We start from the raw sequence: 18,592 nt of genomic DNA, 5'->3' as shown, positions 1-18,592 counted from the left end.
TCGCCCGGACCGCGCACCCAGCCCGCACACACCCTCCCCCCTCCCCTTCCTCCCGGACGTCCGTCCACGTCTGCCCGCAACCGCCGAAGCAGGGCAACCGCGACGACGGACCGGCCGGCCACCGGTCATCGCCCGCTCTACGGTCACCGCCCGTCCGTCACCGCCCTCATGGAGAATTCCGTGACACCAGCAGATCCCGGACACTTCCTCGACACATTCCTGCGCCAGGCAGCCGCGACCCCCGACCTCCCCGCGGCAGAACTCGGCGACCACCACCTGACCTACGCCGAACTCACCGCCCGCGCCACCGCCACCGCCGCCCGCCTGCACTCCCTTGGCGCGGGCCCGGGAACAACGGTCGGCGTGCTTCTGGAACCCTCCCTCGACCTCGTGACCTCGCTCCTGGCCGTCGCCCGCACCGGCGCCGCCTGGCTGCCACTGGACCCCTCCTACCCGGCCGCCCGGCTCTCCCACATGATCCGCGACTCCCACACCACCCTGGTCATCACCGACCTGCCCGCACCCCCATGGCTGCACGAACTCGGCATCTCCCTAGCAGAGCCCGCCGCCGACACCGCGCCCGCCGAAGACCTCCCGGTGCCCCGGCTGCACCCGCGGTCCGCGGCATACGTCATCTACACCTCCGGCTCCACCGGACGCCCCAAGGGCGTCACCCTCACCCAGCACGGCCTCGCCAACCTGGCCGCCGCACAACGCACCGCGTTCACCGTGCACCCCGGCCACCGCGTCCTGCAGTTCGCCTCACCGAGCTTCGACGCATCCGTCTTCGAACTGACCATGGCCCTGTGCTCGGGCGCCACACTGGTCCTGCCGCCCCGCCGCGACATCCTCTACGGGCCCGGCCTCGGCGACTTCCTCGCCGACACCCGCATCACCCACATCACCCTGCCCCCCAGCGTCCTCGCGATGCTGCCGCCCCGGGAACTGCCCCATCTGGAGACGATCATCTGCGCCGGGGAAGCCCTGCCCCAGCACCTCGTCGACCGATGGGCCCCCGGCCGTACCATGTTCAACGCCTACGGCCCCACCGAAACCACCGTATGGGCCTCGCTGTCCCGTACCGGGCAGGGAGCCGGCAAACCGAGCATCGGCCACGCCATCGACGGCGTGCGCCTCCACGTCCTCGACGACTCACTGCGCCCGGTAGCACCCGGCCAACCCGGCGAGCTGGTCATCGCCGGCGACGGCGTGGCCCGCGGATACATCCGCCGCCCGGCCCTGACCGCCGACCGCTTCGTGCCCGACCCCCACACCCCCGGCCAACGCGCCTACCGCACCGGGGACCTCGTACGGACCACTCCCGACGGCCAGCTCGACTTCCTGGGCCGCATCGACCAACAGATCAAGCTCAACGGCTTCCGCATCGAACCCGACGAGATCGCCAGTGTGCTGCGCGAACATCCCGCCGTCCACGACGTCGCCATCACCATGGACCACAACGGCGACGACAACCGACTCACCGCCTACGTCGCGGCACCCCACGCCAGCCCACTGACACTGCGCGAATTCGCCGCCGAACGCCTCCCCCACTTCATGATCCCCACCATCACCGTCGTCGATCGACTCCCCCTGCTGCCCAACGGAAAACTCGACCGAGCCGCGCTGCCCACCCTCAGCCGCACATCACTGGGCCTCGGCGGCAGCGAAACCCGAGCCCGCACCGAAACCGAACGCCGACTCGCCGAGATCGCCGCCGAGTTCCTCGGTATCGACGGTGTCGGCGTCGACGACGACTTCTTCCTGCTGGGCGGTCACTCGCTGCTCGCGGGGCGCCTCGCGGCGCGGGTGCGTTCGGAGTTCGGCACCGAGTTGCCGATATCGAGCATCTACGAGGAGCGCACGGTGGCCAGGATGGCCGCCGAGCTGGACCGGCTGGGCCGCAGCGCGCCGCCGCTGCCGTCGGTGGTCCGCGTCCCCCGGGACCGTCCGCTGCCACTGTCCTTCCCGCAGGAGCGGATCTGGTTCCTGGAGCAGCTCTCCCCGGGCAACCTCGCCTACAACGCCCAGGCCACCATCCGGCTGCGCGGACCGCTCGACGCGAAGGCCCTGAGCGCCACGATCACCGAGGTGGTCCGCCGGCACGAGATCTTCCGTACGGCGTTCTCCACGGTCGACGGCGTCCCGGTGCAGGAGATCCGTCCCCCGATGGCGGTCCGGGTGCCCGTGGTCGACCTCCAGGACGTGCCGGAGGAGGACCGGGAGCGCCGTACCGAGGAGGTCGTACGGGATACGATCCGCCGTCCCTTCGAGCTGACGGACCCACCGCTGGCCCGCTGGCTGCTGATCCGGCACGCGCCCGACGACCACACCCTCGTCCAGGTGGAGCACCACTTCGTGCACGACGGTTGGTCGTTCGGCGTGCTCCTCGACGAGATCCGCGCGATCTACCCGGAGCTGGCGGCCGGCCGGCCGTCGCCGCTGCCCGAACCGCCCATCCAGTACGCCGACTTCGCCGCCTGGCAGCGCGCGTGGATGCGCGACGAGGTGCTGGACCGTCATCTGGACTACTGGCAGGGGCATCTGGAGGATGCCCCGCTGGTCCTCGACCTGCCGACGGACCGGCCGCGTCCGCGCGTCCCGTCCTTCCAGGGCGCGGCCCTGCGGGTGGAGCTGCCGGCCGAACTGAGCCGTGCGCTCAGGGAGTCCAGCGAGCGGTCGGGGGTGACGCTGTTCGCCTCCATGCTGTCGGGCTTCGCCGCCCTGCTGAGCCGCTACTCGGGGCAGAGCGACCTGGTGGTGGGCACGGGTGCCGCCAACCGCCGGCTCGCGGAGACCGAGCGCATGCTGGGCATGGTGGTGAACACCCTGCCGTTGCGGCTGGACACCTCGGGTTCCCCGGACTTCGCCGGGCTGCGGCAGCGGGTGCACGAGGTGCTGGTGGAGACCTCGGACTGGCAGGACGTGCCGCTGGACCGGCTGGTGGAGGCCGTGGCGCCGCCCCGGGTGCCGTCGATCAACCCGCTGTTCCAGGTGATGTTCAGCTTCCACAACGCCATCGTCCCGGAGCTGGAGTTCGGGGGTGTGCGGGGCACCGTCCTGGAGCGTCACAACGGCTCGTCCAAGATGGACCTCAACATCGTGGTGGTACCACGGGCCCAGCAGCGCGCGGGCCGTGAGGATCACCCGGACCGCGACCGGATCACGCTGATCTGGGAGTACGCCACCTCGCTGTTCGACGAGGACACGATGCGGCGGATGGTCGGCCAGTACGTCGCCCTGCTGCAGTCGGCGGTCGCCGAGCCGGACCGGCCGATGGACCGGATCGCGCTGGTGTCCGGGGACACGGCGGACCGCGAGCCTCCGGCGCTCGGCGGCGGGCTCGGCGAACGCGTCGAGTTCTCCGGCGGGCTGCTGACCGGTCTGGTGGACGCCGTGGCCGCGGGCACCCCGCACGCGCCGGCCGTTACCGACTCCGAAGGGACCCTGTCCTACGCCGAGTTGACGGGACGCGCCAACCACCTGGCCGCACGGCTGCGGGCGATGGGGGTCGGGGCCGACACGCCGGTCGGCCTCTGGATGGACCGGTCCGCCGAGATGGTCGTGACCCTTCTGGCGATCATGAAGGCGGGCGGTGCGTTCCTGCCGCTGGACCCCGACCTTCCGGTGGGCCGTGTCGTGGCGCTCCTCACAGACGCGGGAGCGCCCCTGATCTGTGCGGACGGACAGCGGGCCGAGTCACTCGCGGGCGGCACTCTCACGGTCCTGGACTGCGGTCCGGGAACGCTGACCGAGTCCGCACCCACGGCTCCGGACAACAGTGTCACCGGGGACCATCTGGTGTCGGTGTACTACACGTCCGGCTCCACCGGCACCCCCAAGGGCGTCGCCTCCACCCACACCGGCTGGACCAACCGTATCCAGTGGATGCAAGCCCAGTACCCTCTCACCCCCGGCGACACCGTCCTGCACAAAACCGTCCTCAGCTTCGACGACTCCGCCGTCGAAATCCTCTGGCCCCTCATCGCCGGCGCCACAGTCGTCATCCTCCCTCCCGGACTCCACCGCGACCCCCGCGCCATCGCCGACTGGAGCGCCCACCACCACATCGCCGCCCTCCACTTCGTCCCCTCCATGCTCACCCTCTTCCTCGACGAGATCACCCCCACCCGCCGACCCCTCACCCACCTCCGCCACGTCATCTCCAGCGGCGAAGCCCTCCGCCCCGACCTCGTCACCAAATTCCACCAACACCTCGCCCCCACTGGAGCCCACCTCCACAACCAATGGGGCGCCACCGAAGTCTCCATCGACTCCACCAGCCACACCTGTGTCACGGAGGACGAGTGGGCGGGTGACGTGTCCCTCGGTGAGGCGATCGCGAACAACCAGGTCCTGGTGCTCGACGAGCACCTCAACCCGGTCCCCGACGGTGTCCCCGGCGAGCTCTACCTGGGCGGTGCCGGCCTCGCCCGCGGTTACCTCGGCGACGCCCGTAAGACCGCCGCGGCCTTCGTGCCGCACCCGTTCGCCGACGGCGGGCGGCTCTACCGGACCGGTGACCGCGGCGTGCGGCGCCCGGACGGCAGGCTGACGTTCCTGGGGCGCGCGGACAGCCAGGTCAAGATCCGCGGCATCCGCATCGAACCCGCCGAGATCGAACACACCCTCCGCCGCCACCCCCACGTCCACGACGCCGTCGTCACCAAATGGGAACCCACCCCCGGCGACCACCGCCTCGCCGCCTACATCACCACCCACCACGACATCGCGGAAGACGACCTCCTCGCCGACCTCAACACCCACCTCAGCGACCAACTCCCCCTCTACATGATCCCGTCCAGCATCACCGTGCTGGACCGCATCCCCGTCAACGCCAACGGCAAGACCGACCACCGCGCCCTGCCCGAGCCGCGGTACGAGGCGGACGCGGTCGCGGTGCGGCCGGCCACGGAGGCCGAGCAGCTGATCGACGGCATCTGGGCGGAGGTGCTGGACCGGTCCGAGCTGGACATCCACGCCAACTTCTTCGCCCTGGGCGGGCATTCGCTGCTGGCCACCCGGATCGTCTCCCGACTGCGCTCGGCGCTGTCGGTCGACGTCCCGCTCGCCCTCATCTTCGACAACCCCACCGTCCACACCATGGCCACCGCCCTGGAGAACCTGCTGCTCGACGCGGTAGGCGACCAGGACGCGCACGCGGCTTCGGCCGCCGTCGGGGACGCAACGGCCGAGAGGACCCGATCATGACCACGACCCGGATTCCCCAGGCCGGCCCCGAGGCCGATCCGCAGGCGGCGCGACGGACCCAGGTCAGGTCGCTGCTCCAGGGTGCCCGTGCCGCGCAGCGCGGCGACGCGGCGACGACGGCCATCCCGGCGGCCGAGCCGGGCGCGCCCGTGGCGTCGTACTCGCAGGAGCGGATGTGGTTCCTGGAGCAGATGATGCCGGGCTACAACACGTCCACCGTGATCAGGCTCCGGGGCGCTCTCGACGTCGACGTGCTGGCCCGGAGCTTCACGGTGGTCGCCGGGCGGCACGAGGTGCTGCGGACGGTCTTCGACGAGCGGGACGGCGCCCCCGTCCCCCGGGTGCTGCCGGCCGCGCCGGTCCCGGTCCTGGTCCATGAAGCGGCCGGGGACAACGCCGGTGAACGGCACGCGGCGGGACTGGAGTTGGCGCGTGAGCTGATGCGCGAGCCGCTCTCGCTGGCCGCCGGTCCGGTCTTCCGGGTCGCTGTGGTGCGGTTGGCCGAGGACGACGCACTGCTCGTGCTGGTGATCCATCACATCGCGATCGACGGCACATCGATGCGGGTGCTGTGGTCGGAGTTGTCCCGAGCCTACGAGGCTCTGGCGGCCGGCCGGGAGCCGGAACTTCCACCGCTGCCCCTCCAGTACGGGGACTACGCGGCGTGGAGCCGGGTCCACCAGACGCCGGAGCGGCTGCGGCACCAGCTGGACCACTGGCGGGAGCGGCTGACGGGAGCGAGCGCCGACGAACTGCCCACGGACCGGCCCCGGCCGGCCGTACGGACCGGGAACGGTGCGCAGTTCTCCTTCACCGTCGACGGCGAGCTGGGGGCGGCCGTCAACCGCTTCTCGCGGGAGCACAACGCAACCGCGTTCATGACGTTGACCGCCGCGTTCAGCGTGGTCCTCGCCCGGCACTGCGCGACCCGGGAAGTCACCCTGGGCACACCGATCGCCGGCCGGGTGCGTCCCGAACTCGACGGGTTGATCGGCTACTTCGTCAACACCCTGCTGATCCGAACCCAGTTGGCCGACGACCTGTCGTTCGAGGCGCTGCTGACCCGGACCCGGGCGAACACCATCGCCTCCTACGAGCATCAGGAGCTCCCCTTCGAGGCACTGCTTGAGGAGCTCCAGCCGGAGCGGGACCCCAGCCGCAACCCGCTGTTCCAGGTGCTGTTCTCCCTGGGCGACGAAGAGACGGACGACCTGGTGCTGCCCGGTCTGGCGACCGAGCGGGTGGAACTGATCGACGGCAAGTCGCGGTTCGACCTGACCGTGGCCCTCACCCGGGCCGGTGACACGTTCACCGGTGTCGCGTACTACGCGTCCGACCTCTTCGAGCCCGTGACGATCAGCCGGCTGATGCGGCACTTCGTCACCTTCCTGCGCAACGCGCTGGCCGATCCCGCCCGGCCCGTCTCCCGTGTCGGCATGGTCGACGAGGGCGAACGCGACCGACTCCTGGCAGCCGGGCTGGGTGAGTCTGTGGTGTTCCCGGAGGGTTCGCTGGGCGATCTGGTGGACGGCGTCGCTGTGGCGGCCCCGAATGCCGTGGCTGTCACAGACTCCGAAACCACCCTGTCCTATGCGGAGTTGACAGGCCGTGCCAATCACCTGGCGGCACAGTTGCAGGCTGCCGGGGTCGCCCCGGACACCCCGGTCGGCCTGTGGATGGACCGGTCCGCGGAGATGGCGGTGACACTCCTGGCGATCGTGAAAGCGGGCGGCGCCTTCCTGCCACTGGACCCCGACCTGCCAGTGGGCCGTGCCATGAGGCTCCTGACAGATGCGGGAGCACCCGTGGTCTGCGCGGACCACCAGCGCGCCCATTCGCTCAGGATCGCCGGCGGGAGCGGCGCGCTCACGGTCCTGGACTGCGGCCCGGGCACACTCACCGAGTCCTCACCGACCGCGCCCGACAGCGGCGCCTTTGGGGACAACCTGATCTCCGTCTACTACACGTCCGGCTCCACCGGCACCCCCAAGGGAGTCGCCTCCACCCATGCCGGCTGGACCAACCGCATGCAGTGGATGCAATCCCGATACCCGCTGAACCCCGGCGAGAACGTCCTGCACAAAACCATCCTCAGCTTCGACGACTCCGCCGTCGAGATCTTCTGGCCCCTCATCGCCGGTGCCACCGTCGTCATGCTGCCGCCCGGCCTGCACCGTGATCCGCGTGCCATCGCCGACTGGAGCGCCCGCCACGACATCGTGGCCCTCCACTTCGTCCCCTCCATGCTCGCGCTCTTCCTCGACGAGATCACCCCCGTCCGACAACCCCTCACCCACCTGCGCCACGTCATCTCCAGCGGCGAAGCCCTGCGCCCCGACCTCGTCGCCACCTTCCACCACCGCCTCGCCCACACCCCCGCCCGCCTCCACAACCAGTGGGGCGCCACCGAGGTCTCCATCGACTCCACCAGCCACACCTGCCTCCCCCGGGACGAACAGGCAGGCGAGGTCCCCCTCGGTGAAGCGATCGCCAACAACCAGGTCCTGCTCCTGGACGAGCACCTCAACCCGGTACCCGACGGCGTTCCCGGCGACCTCTACCTCGCCGGAGCGGGCCTGGCCCGCGGTTACCTCGGTGACGTCCGCAAGACCGCGGCGGCCTTCCCACCGCATCCCTTCGCCGACGGCCGGCGTCTCTACCGGACCGGAGACCGCGGCGTGCGGCGTCCGGACGGCAGGCTGACGTTCCTGGGGCGCGCGGACAGCCAGGTCAAGATCCGCGGCATCCGCATCGAGCCCGCCGAGATCGAACACACCCTGCGCCGCCACCCCCACATCCGCGACGCCGTCGTCACCAAATGGGAACCCACCCCCGGCGACCACCGCCTCGCCGCCTACATCACCACCGAGAACGACGACCGCCAGCACGACGTTCTTGCCGGCCTGAACGCGCACCTCAGCGACCAACTGCCCCTCTACATGATCCCCTCCAGCATCACCGTGCTGGACCACATCCCCGTCAACGCCAACGGCAAGACCGACCACCGGGCCCTGCCCCAGCCCAAGGCCACCACCCAGAACACCACCACCCGGGCGAGCGGAGCAGCCGAGCAACTGGTCGCCGGCATCTGGACGGAAGTACTCGACCAACCCGACCTCGACGTCCACGCCAACTTCTTCGCCCTGGGCGGCCATTCACTCCTCGCCACCCGAATCGTCTCCCGACTGCGCACAGCACTCTCCCCCGACATCCCCCTCGCACTCATCTTCGACAACCCCACCATCCACACCATGGCCGAAGCAGTCGGACACCTCCTGCCCGCGTCCGGTACGGCCGACGGGAGGACGCCCCGATGACGACAAGTCCGATCGTGGAACGCGCGGTGGACACCGTGCGGCGGCGGACCGACTCGGGTCCTGCCGTGGACGCGCCGCTCTCCGCGGCGCAGCGACGGGTGTGGCTGCTCGAACACCTCCGTCCCGAACTCGTCGAATACAACATGGCGCAGGTCTTCGAGCTGACCGGGCTGCTCGACGCGAACGCGCTCGACGCGGCGCTGGGGCTGGTCGTGGAGCGGCACACCGTCCTGCGGTCCAGGGTGGTGCAGGACGCGACCGGCGGCCCGCGGCTCCGCGTCGGACCGGCGTCGGCGATCCGGCTCCAGCGCACCGATCTGCGTTACCTGACCGTCGGGCCGGCCTACGACGAGGCGTATCGGCTGAGCAACGCGGACATCCAGGGGCGGTTCGACCTCGCCACCGGCCCGTGGTTGCGCGCCCGGCTCACCGAACTGCCCGAGCAGCGCTACCTGTTCACCGTGGTCGTGCACCACATCGCGGTGGACGCGGCATCGATGCAGATCCTGTGGCGGGAACTGTCCGAGGCGTACACGGCGTTGACCGCCGGCAGCCGTCCGGAACTGCCCGATCTGCCGATCCAGTACGGGGACTACGCGGACTGGGCGGCCCGGCGGCTGGAGACGCCGGAGGCGGTCGCCGAGGTGGAGCACTGGAAACGGACCCTGGCCGGGGCGACCCCGACGGAGCTGCGCGGCGACCGGGCGCGGCCCGCGGTGCGCGGCGGCACGGGCGCCCGGATCTCCCATGTCATCGACGCCGAGGTCGCCGACGGGGTACGGGAGCTGGCCCAGAAATACCGCGTGACGCCGTTCATGGTGCTGTTCTCGGCGTTCGCGGCCCTGGTCTCCCGGCACACCGGGAGCCGGGACGTGACGATCGGCGTGCCGATGTCCGGCCGCACCCTTCAGGAGACGGAGGGCCTGATCGGGTTCTTCGTCAACACGGTCCTGCTGCGCACCGGCCTGGAGGGCAACCCGACCTTCGCCGAACTTCTCTCCCGGGTCCGGGGGACCACGCTGGAGGCGTACGAGCACCAAGGCGTGCCGTTCGACGTGCTGGTCGATGAGTTGCGGCCGGAGCGCGACCTGAGCCGCAACCCGCTGTTCCAGTTGCTGTTCAACCTGGTCGAGGAGCAGACCTCGCAGCTGCGACTGCCCCGGGTGTCGGCCCGGTCGCTGCCGGTCGAGGCGGACACCGCCCGCTTCGACCTGGACGTCACGGTGGTGACACAGGGCCACCGGATGGAGGTGCTGATCTCCTATGCGACCGAGCTCTTCGAGGCCGACACGGTGGGCCGGTTCGCGGAGCACTACCAGCGGATCCTGGCGCACGCGGTGCGGCGCCCCGAGACCCGGATCGGCGATCTGGACCTGCTGACGCCGGGCGAGGAGCGGCTGCTGCTCTACGGCTGGAACGACACCGCCGTACCGGAATCTCCACTGCTCGTGCCTGAGCTGGTGGACCGGCAGGCCGAGCTCACCCCGGAGGCGGTGGCCGTGCGGGGTCTGGACGGCACGGAGATCACCTACGCCCGACTAGTGTGCAGGGCAGCAGAGTTGGCGTCCGTGTTGCGGGCCCAGGGCGCGGGCCCGAACGCCCCGGTGGGCGTGATGGTCGAGCGGTCCCCGGAGCTGCTGGTCGCGCTGCTCGCGGTCCTCAAGTCGGGCGCGGCCTACCTCCCGCTGGAGTCCGACTATCCACCGGACCGGCTGGCGTACGTACTGGCCGACAGCGGGGCGCGGCTGCTGCTGGGCCGTCCCGAGCTGGTGGCCGGGCTGGACCTGGACGCGGACGTCCGAGTCGTCGACATCGGCGCGCCGCCGCCGCTGCCGCCGGGGGAACCGCCGGAGCCGGTGACGCCGCGGCCTGACGACCTGGCGTACCTCATCTACACCTCCGGTTCGACCGGTCGTCCCAAGGGGGTGATGGTGCCCCACCGGGGCCTGGTGAACTTCGCCCTGCACATCGCCCGTACCCTCGGCCTCTCCGGTGACGACGTGCTGTGCACGGTGACCACCGTGGCGTTCGACGCGTCGGTGCTGGAGCTGTTCGTGCCGCTGGTCAGCGGTGCCCGGATGGTCGTCGTGGACCGGGAGACCGCCTCCGACGGCGCCGCCCTGGCCGGCGCTCTGGCAGAATCCGGCGCCACGATCCTGGCGGCGACGCCGGCCACCTGGCACCTGCTGCTGCTCGGCGGCTGGCAGGGCGGCGGCCTGCAGGCCGTCACCGGCGGCGAAGCGCTCTCCCCGCAGCTGGCCCGAGAACTGGCGCCACGCGTGTCGCGGCTGTGGAACCTGTACGGGCCGACCGAGACCACCGTCTACTCGACCCTGCACCGGATCGTCCCGGACGATGCGGCGGGGCCGGTCTCCATAGGGCTGCCGATCGCCAACACCCAGGTGCACCTGGTGGACGACCGGATGCGGCTGGTGCCGGTCGGGGCCGTCGGCGAACTGGTCATCGGCGGCGCGGGCGTCACCCGCGGCTACGCCGGGCGACCCGGGCTGACCGCGGAGCGGTTCGTGCCCGACCCGTTCGACGCCGACGGCCGGCTGTACCGCACGGGCGACCTGGCCCGTCGGCGAACCGACGGCACGCTGGAGTTCATCGGCCGGGAGGACTCCCAGGTCAAGATCCGCGGCCACCGGATCGAACTGGGCGAGATCGAGGCGGCCCTCCAGCGGTACCCGGCGGTGGCGCGGGCCGCGGTGATCACCTCGGGCGAGGGTCTGGCCCGGCGGATCATCGGCTACGTCTCCTGGCGGGACGAGCCCGACGAGCCCGGCCTGCGCGGCTTCCTACGCGAGCGGCTGCCGCAGTACATGGTCCCGGCCGCGCTGGTGAGCCTGGAACGGATGCCGCTCACCCCGAACGGCAAGGTGGACCGCAAGCGGCTGCCCGAGCCGGCCGCGGAAGGAGGCACCGAGCCTGTCGCGCCCCGGGACTCCCTGGAGCTGCGGGTCACGTCGATCTGCGAGCAGGTCCTCGGCCGATCACCCGTGGGCGTGCGCGACGACTTCTTCGCCGCGGGTGGCAATTCGCTGAGCGCCTTCGAACTGGTCGAGGCGGTACGGCGGGAGCTGGGTGTGAGCGTGCCGCTGAGCACGTTCTTCAGGACGCCGACGATCGAGGCGCTGTGCGGGGCGCTGCCCGGGATGTCAGCCGTCTCCGAACGGCTGCTGGTGCCCCTGGCGTCGGCTTCGCCGACCACCGGTTCGCCGCTGTTCCTGGTCCACCCGCACGGCGGCGGCGTCAGTTCCTACATGGGTCTGGCCAGGGAACTGGAGGGCTCCGTCGACCTGTACGGCGTCGAGGCGGTCGGGTACAACACCGACGTGGCGCCGCTGCGCACCGTCGAGGAGATCGCCGAGCGCTATCTGGCCGAGATCTCCGACGTGGCGCCCGAGGGTCCGGTGCTGCTCGGCGGCTGGTCGTTCGGCGGTGTCGTGGCCTTCGAGATGGCGGCGCGGCTGGAGCGGGCGGGCCGGAAGGTCGCCGCGCTGGTGCTGCTGGACTCGCCGGTGCCGGGGTCCGCGGACCTCGTCGGCGACGAGGACGTGCTCTCGCGGTTCGGTGCCGACGCCGGACTGTCGTCGCAGCAGATGCACACGCTCGACGACAACGCGCTGATCGCGGCCCTCGTCCGGCGATCCCACCAGGACGGCCGGCTGCCCGACCGGATCGAGTCCACGGCCGTGCGCCGCATGGTGGAGGTGGCCCGCGCCAACGGGGTGGCCGCCGGGCGGTACCGGCCCGGCACCGTCCTCGACGCCGATGTCCACCTCATCACCGTCTCCGAGGCCCACCCGACCCTCAAGAGCCCCGACGTCGACCCGGACGCCTGGCGGGCGCTGACCCGGGGCACGGTCGCCACCGTGCCGGTGCCGGGCAACCACCACGACATGGTGCACCCGCCGCACGTCGGTGAACTGGCCGCGCGGATCGCCGGGATCGTCCGCCCCCACCAGGCCGCGGCGCACGCCGCGCGCCCGTCCGCAGCCACGTGACGGGCAACGACGCCGGCCGGACGCGGGGCCCCTACGGCCCCGTGTCCACGGGCCCGCCCGACGGGGCGGGCCGCGATACCTCCATTCCCACACCCGTACGTTCGAGGAGGCGTAGGTGAAGAACGGCGTGCAGAGCCAGGACCTGCTGTCCGCACAGGACACGCACGGCCAGGCAGAGACGGAGCTGGTGCCCCCGCGCCTGGAGCACGGCGTGCTCATAGGCACCGGAACCGCCCCCAGCCACCACGGCGAACTGCTGCAAGGGGTGTTCGAGGACGACGGCGTACTCCGCCGCGGTCTGGTGACGCTCCCCTGCTCCTTGTTCGCCAGCAACGCGGTGGTGCGGCTGAGCCCATGGCAGCCGGAGCTGACGGTCACCCCGGCGTGGAAGACGAAGGCCCTCGGCGCCGCCCGCACCACACTGGAGGTGCTCGGCCTGAGCGACTACGGCGGCGAGCTGGAGCTGCGGAGCGACGTAGCCGTCGGCCGCGGCCTGGGCTCGTCGACCAGCGATGTGACCGCGGCGATCTTCGCGGTGCTGTCCGCGGTCGGCCGCACCCTCTCACCGGAGCGGATCGCCCGGATCGCGGTCGCCGCCGAGGCGGCCACCGACCCCTTGATCTACTTCGACCGGATGGTGCTGTTCGCGCACCGCGAGGGCCTGGTGATCGAGGACTTCCACCGGCCGGTGCCGCCGCTGGCGGTGGTCGGTTTCTCCGCGGCGGAAAAGGAGATCGACACCCTGGCGCTGCCGCAGGCACGGTACAACGCCTGGGAGATCGAATGCTTCCGCGCGCTGCGCGGCCTGATGCGCCGGGCCGTGGCCCGGGGCGATCACCGGGAACTCGGCCGGATCGCCACGGCGAGCGCCCGCATCAACCAACGGTTCCTGCCGGTACCGCGTTTCGACCGCGTGCTGCAGATCGCCGAGGAGACCGAGGCGCTGGGCGTGCAGGTGGCCCACAGCGGCACGGTCGCCGCCCTGCTCTTCGCACCCCACCAGCCCGGGCTGGAGCAGCGCACGGCGCTGGCCGCCCGCCGGCTCGCCGAACTGCGCATCACCGACCATTGGCGCTACACAGCCGGGAGCGACTCTCATGTCCCGTACGCACACCAGTCGTAGGGCCTTCACGAGCGCGGTCGACGGTCACGCCCTGCCCAAGGTCATCCAGGTCGGACCCAACGTGTACGGGGCCGCCTTCCATCTGATGAAACTGCTGCCCGCGCAGTTCATCCTCACCAGTGCCATCGAGACCGGTGAACTCGCCGAGGGCACCACGGTCGTGGAGACCACGTCCGGAACCTTCGGGCTCGGGCTCGCGATGGTGTGCCGGCTCAAGGGCATCCCGTTGACCCTCGTCGGGGACCCGGCGATCGAGCCGCCGCTGCGCCGCCGGCTGGAGGCGCTCGGTGCCCGGGTGAGCATCGTCTCCGGTCCCGAACTGCGCACGCGTGGCGTGCAGCAGGCCCGGCTGGACCGGGTGGCCCGCATCCAGGCGCGGCTGGGCTCCTACTACACACCCGGTCAGTACGACAATCCGCTCAACCCGGTGTCGTACGGTGCCGTCGCCGAACTGCTGCTGGAGAGCATGGGCACGTTCGACGCTCTGGTCTGCCCGGTCGGCTCGGGCGGTTCGTCGTCCGGGATCGGCTCGTTCCTGCGGGCGCTGAACCCGCAGCTGAAGCTGATCGGGGTGGACACCCCGGGCAGTGTGCTGTTCGGCGCCCCGGCCGGGCCCCGGCAGCTGCGCGGGCTGGGCAACGGCCTGGTGCCGCCCGTCCTGGAGCACACACTGTTCGACGAGGTCCACTGGCTGGATGCCGGTACCGCGTTCACCGCGACCCGGCGGCTGCACGCCGAGCACGCCCTGTACATGGGGCCGACCAGCGGCGCCGCGCACCACGTGGCGCGCTGGTACGCCGAGCGCCATCCGGAGCTGCGGGTGATGGCGCTCTTCCCCGACGAGGGCCACCGCTACACCAACACCGTCCACAACGCCGTGTGGCTGCGCCGCAACGGCTTCCTCACATCGCCGCCCGGGGCGCCCCGCACGCTGGACCACCCCTCCCAGGCCGCCGGCAGTTGGTCCCGGTTCTCCTGGCACCGGCGCACACGTGACGAGGTCGTTGCCCTCATGGAAGGAGTGACCGCATGACCCAGGACGTGTTCGTCCTCGTCGAGAGCAACACCACCGGTACGGGCCGGCTGTTCCCCGCGGCGGCCCGCGCGCTCGGCCTGCACCCGGTGCTGCTGGCCGCCGACCCGTCCCGGTACACCTCGGTGGGCGGCGCCGAGGTGGTCCGTACCGACACCGACAGTGTGGCCGCGGTGGTCGACGCCTGCCGACGCCTGGCCGTCGGACGGCGCGTCGCGGGCGTCGCCACCAGTTCCGACTACTACGTGGAGACGGCGGCCGCCGCGGCCACCGCCCTCGGCCTTCCGGCGAACTCCCCCGAGGACCTCGCCGCTGTCCGCGACAAGGGCACGCAGCGGGCCCGGCTTGCCGCGGCCGGGGTACGCGTGCCCCGGTTCACGGTGGCCGGGACGGTCGAGGAGGTCCTGGCCGCGGCCGAGGAGACCGGTTACCCGGTGGTCGTCAAGCCGGTCACGGGCAGCGGCAGCCTCGGAGTGCTGCTGTGCGCGGACCCCGTGCAGGCGGCCGGGCACGCCCGCGCCCTGCTGGCCCGCGGGTTCGACGAGCGCGGCCGGCCGGTGCCGCGCCGGGTCACGGTCGAGGAGTTCGTGAGCGGCCCGGAGTACTCGGCGGAGGTCCTCGACGGCACCGTGGCCGGGATCACCGCCAAGCACCTCGGGGCACCGCCCCTGTTCGTCGAGACCGGGCACGACTTCCCCGCCGCCCTGGCACCGGCCGTGCACGAGGCGGTGACCGAGGCCGCGGAGGCGGCCGTACGAGCCCTGGGTATCGCCCTCGGCCCGGCGCACGTGGAACTGCGCCTCGGCCCCGTCGGGCCGGTCCTGATCGAGGTGAACCCGCGGCTGGCAGGCGGCTGGATCCCCCGGCTGGTGCGGGAGGCGACCGGGGCAGACCTGATCCTGGCCACGGTCGCGGCGTTCAGCGGCCGACCGGCCCCGGTGGCCGCCACGGTGGCCCTGGGCGCGGCGATCCGGTTCGTGGTGGCCGGGGACAGCGGCCGGCTGCGCGACTTCGAGGGGGTGGCACAGGCCTGTGCCGTTCCCGGCGTGGTCGATGTGGAGACCTACCGGGAGCCGGGAGCGGAGATCGTCGTGGGCGGCGACTTCCGGGACCGGATCGGGCATGTGCTGGCCCGGGGCGCTTCCGCCGCCGAGGCCGCGGAAGCCGCCGCCGAGGGTGCACGCCGCATCAGGCCGTCCCTGACCGTCCGTCAGGAGGTGTCGGCGTGACGGACTCCGGCCGCCTGCGCAGCGCCGCCTCTCCCGAGATCCGCCGCATGCTCCTGGAGCGGCGCGACCCGCCAAGGCTCGCCTGGAAGACCGAACTCGACCGGATCACCCATGTCGACCTCGCGCATGTCGTCATGCTCGCCGAGCGGCAGATCGTCGGCGTACGGACCGCCTCCACCCTGCTGGCGGCGATCACGGAGTTGCGCGAGAGCGACTACCGGCCCCTGGAGACCAGACCCGCCCCGCGCGGTCTCTACCTGGCCTACGAGTCCCATCTGATCGAGACGCTCGGCGACGAGACCGGCGGTGTCCTCCAGACCGGCCGGTCCCGCAACGACCTCGGCGTCACCTGCCTCCAGCTGGCGCTGCGCGAACCGTACCGCCGGCTGTCGGAGGAACTGGGCGAGCTGGGCCGGGTACTGCTGGAACGCGCCCATGAGCACCACGAGGTGCTCATGCCCGCCTACACCCACTTCCAGGCGGCCGTGCCGGTCACCTACGGCCACTACCTGCTGGGGCTGGCGCAGACCTTCGAGCGGGACGCCCGGGCCCTGGCCCAGGCCGGCGAGGGGCTTGAACTGTGCCCGCTGGGCGCCGGGTCGATCGGCGGGACGACTGTCGCCATCGATCCGCGGCGCACGGCCGAACTCCTCGGCTTCGGCGAGCCGGTGCGCAACTCGGTCGACGCCATCGCCACCCGGGACACCGCGCTGCGGCTGCTGTCGGCGGCCGTGGTGCTGGGGGTCACCCTCGACCGGGCCGCCCTCGACCTGTTGATGTGGTCGAGCGCCGAGTTCGGGCTGGTGTCGATCCCCGACGGGCTGGTCGGGTCGAGTTCGATGATGCCGCAGAAGCGCAACGCGTTCGTCCTGGAGCATGTGCAGGGCAAGTCCGCCGCGGCCCTCGGCGGGCTGACGGCCGCCGTGAGCGCGATGCGGGGCACGCCGTTCACCAACTCCATCGCGGTCGGCACCGAGGCGATGGCCCACGTGATGCCGGCCCTGGACGCCACCATCGACGCGGTGAAGATCCTGCGGCTGGCCTACGACGGGGCCCGGCCGGTCCCCGGCGCCATGGCGGACCGGGCGACCGCGGGGCTGACGCACGCGACCGCCACCGCGGAGTGGCTGGTGCGGCAGGGGGTGCCGTTCCGGCGAGCCCACCACCAGGTCGGGGAGGCCGCCCTCGCCGTCGTGGAGGGACGGGCCGGCTCGCTCGGCGCGGCTCTCGACGCACAGGGCCACACGACGGCCGGCGAGTCCGCCGACCTGCGGCCGCAGACCGTGTGGCGGGCGGCCGAGTACGGCGGCGGCCCCGGCCCCGCCTCGTTCCTGCGCTGCCACGGACAGCTCACCCCGCGCTGGGAGGACCACCGCGCCCGGCTGGCCAAGGAGACCGCCCGCTGGCGCGACGCCGACGAGCACCTGCGGGACGCGGTGGCCCTGGTACATGGCCAGGGCCAGGACACCGCCCGGCCGCCGGACCCGAACCCGAGGAGGAACTTCCATGCCGAGCACTGACCGCGACGCGTTCGCGCCACCCGTCGTCGAACTGCGCAGCGACACCTTCACCCTGCCGACGGCCCGGATGCTGGAGGAGATGACGAAGGCGCCGCTCGGCGACGACGTCTACGGCGAGGACCCCACCGCCCGTGAGCTGGAGGAGCTGGCCGCCCGTCTGCTGGGCATGGAGGACGCCTGCTTCATGCCCAGCGGCACCATGGGCAACCTGGCGGCCCTCCTCGCCCACTGCCCGCGCGGCACCAAGGCCCTCGCGGGCGCCGAGTCCGACATCTACGTCTACGAGGCCGGCGGGGCCTCCTACTGCGGCGGCGTGATCGTCGAACCGGTGGCCAACCGGGCCGACGGCACCATGGCGCTCGCCGACATCGAAGCCGCCTTCCCGGAGGACCCCGAGGACCCGCAGTTCGCGTTGCCCACCCTGCTGTGCGTCGAGAACCCGCAGAACCGCTGCGGCGGGCGGGTGCTGCCGCTGGAGTACCTGGCCGAGGTCCGGGCGCTGGCTCGGGCCCGCGGGGTGGCGGTCCATCTGGACGGGGCCCGCCTCTTCAACGCGGCGCTCGTCCTCGGCGTCCCCGTGAAGGTGATCGCCGGATACGCGGACTCAGTGCAGTTCTGTCTGTCGAAGGGGCTGTCCGCGCCGGTCGGCTCGATGGTCGCCGGCAGCGCCGACTTCGTCCGGTCCGTGCGCCGTATCCGCAAGATGCTGGGCGGCGGCATGCGGCAGGCCGGGGTGCTGGCCGCGGCCGGGCTGGTAGCGCTGCGGGAGATGACGCTGCGGCTCGGCGACGACCACGCCACGGCGCGCCGGCTGGCCGAGGGGCTGACCGCGCTGCCGGGGGTCGTGGTGGAGCCGGTCGAGACCAACATGGTGTTCTTCCGGGTCGACACCCCCGGCCTGACGCAGGCCCAGTTCATCGAGCAGGCCTGGGAGAAGGGCGTACGCCTCGCCGAACTGGGCCGCGGCCGGATCCGGGCGGTCACCCACGCCGGGGTGGACGACGCCGACGCCGACCACGCCCTCGCGGTCTTCCGGAACATCCTGCTGCCGCAGACCGCCGCCGCCTGAGCCCTGTTCCCGACCGCCCTGTCCCGACCGGCCGATTCCCCTGCCTACGAACCCACTCCCCACGAACCCTTTCCACGTCCCGT

At 72.0% G+C, this 18,592-nt stretch carries 8 protein-coding genes; all 8 read left to right on the top strand.

Annotated features, from left to right (window positions below; all coding sequences use genetic code 11):
• Nucleotides 1–180: 180 nt before the first annotated feature.
• On the top strand, nt 181–5,208 hold the full coding sequence (locus ACZ6KY_RS19150; protein ID WP_469311448.1) for an amino acid adenylation domain-containing protein: 5,028 nt from the start codon (nt 181–183) through the stop codon (nt 5,206–5,208).
• The gene (locus ACZ6KY_RS19145) at nt 5,205–8,525 is read left to right on the top strand and encodes a non-ribosomal peptide synthetase (protein ID WP_469311447.1); all 3,321 of its coding nucleotides are present in this window, start codon (nt 5,205–5,207) and stop codon (nt 8,523–8,525) included. The genes ACZ6KY_RS19150 and ACZ6KY_RS19145 overlap by 4 nt, the downstream gene beginning before the upstream one ends.
• A complete protein-coding gene (locus ACZ6KY_RS19140; protein WP_469311446.1) occupies nt 8,522–12,535 on the top strand; it encodes a non-ribosomal peptide synthetase in 4,014 nt (1,337 codons plus the stop codon). The genes ACZ6KY_RS19145 and ACZ6KY_RS19140 overlap by 4 nt, the downstream gene beginning before the upstream one ends.
• 115 nt (nt 12,536–12,650) lie before the next feature.
• On the top strand, nt 12,651–13,658 hold the full coding sequence (locus ACZ6KY_RS19135) for a GHMP family kinase ATP-binding protein (protein WP_469311445.1): 1,008 nt from the start codon (nt 12,651–12,653) through the stop codon (nt 13,656–13,658).
• Nucleotides 13,633–14,691: a pyridoxal-phosphate dependent enzyme gene (locus ACZ6KY_RS19130; protein ID WP_469311444.1), complete on the top strand. Its 1,059-nt coding sequence runs from the start codon at nt 13,633–13,635 to the stop codon at nt 14,689–14,691. The genes ACZ6KY_RS19135 and ACZ6KY_RS19130 overlap by 26 nt, the downstream gene beginning before the upstream one ends.
• Nucleotides 14,688–15,920 (top strand): ATP-grasp domain-containing protein, encoded by a 1,233-nt coding sequence (locus ACZ6KY_RS19125; RefSeq protein WP_469311443.1) that lies wholly within the window; start codon nt 14,688–14,690, stop codon nt 15,918–15,920. The genes ACZ6KY_RS19130 and ACZ6KY_RS19125 overlap by 4 nt, the downstream gene beginning before the upstream one ends.
• Nucleotides 15,917–17,440, top strand: a complete 1,524-nt coding sequence (gene argH, locus ACZ6KY_RS19120; protein ID WP_469311442.1) for an argininosuccinate lyase — start codon at nt 15,917–15,919, stop codon at nt 17,438–17,440. Before ACZ6KY_RS19125 ends, argH begins: the two co-directional genes overlap by 4 nt.
• Complete coding sequence (locus ACZ6KY_RS19115; protein WP_469311441.1) at nt 17,427–18,509, top strand: GntG family PLP-dependent aldolase; 1,083 nt, start codon at nt 17,427–17,429, stop codon at nt 18,507–18,509. The genes argH and ACZ6KY_RS19115 overlap by 14 nt, the downstream gene beginning before the upstream one ends.
• Nucleotides 18,510–18,592: the final 83 nt, after the last annotated feature.

The sequence above is a fragment of the Streptomyces sp. NPDC042002 genome, assembly GCF_055588305.1.
Note: the sequence above shows the minus strand (reverse complement) of the source record. Positions and strands in the feature narration are given on the sequence as shown.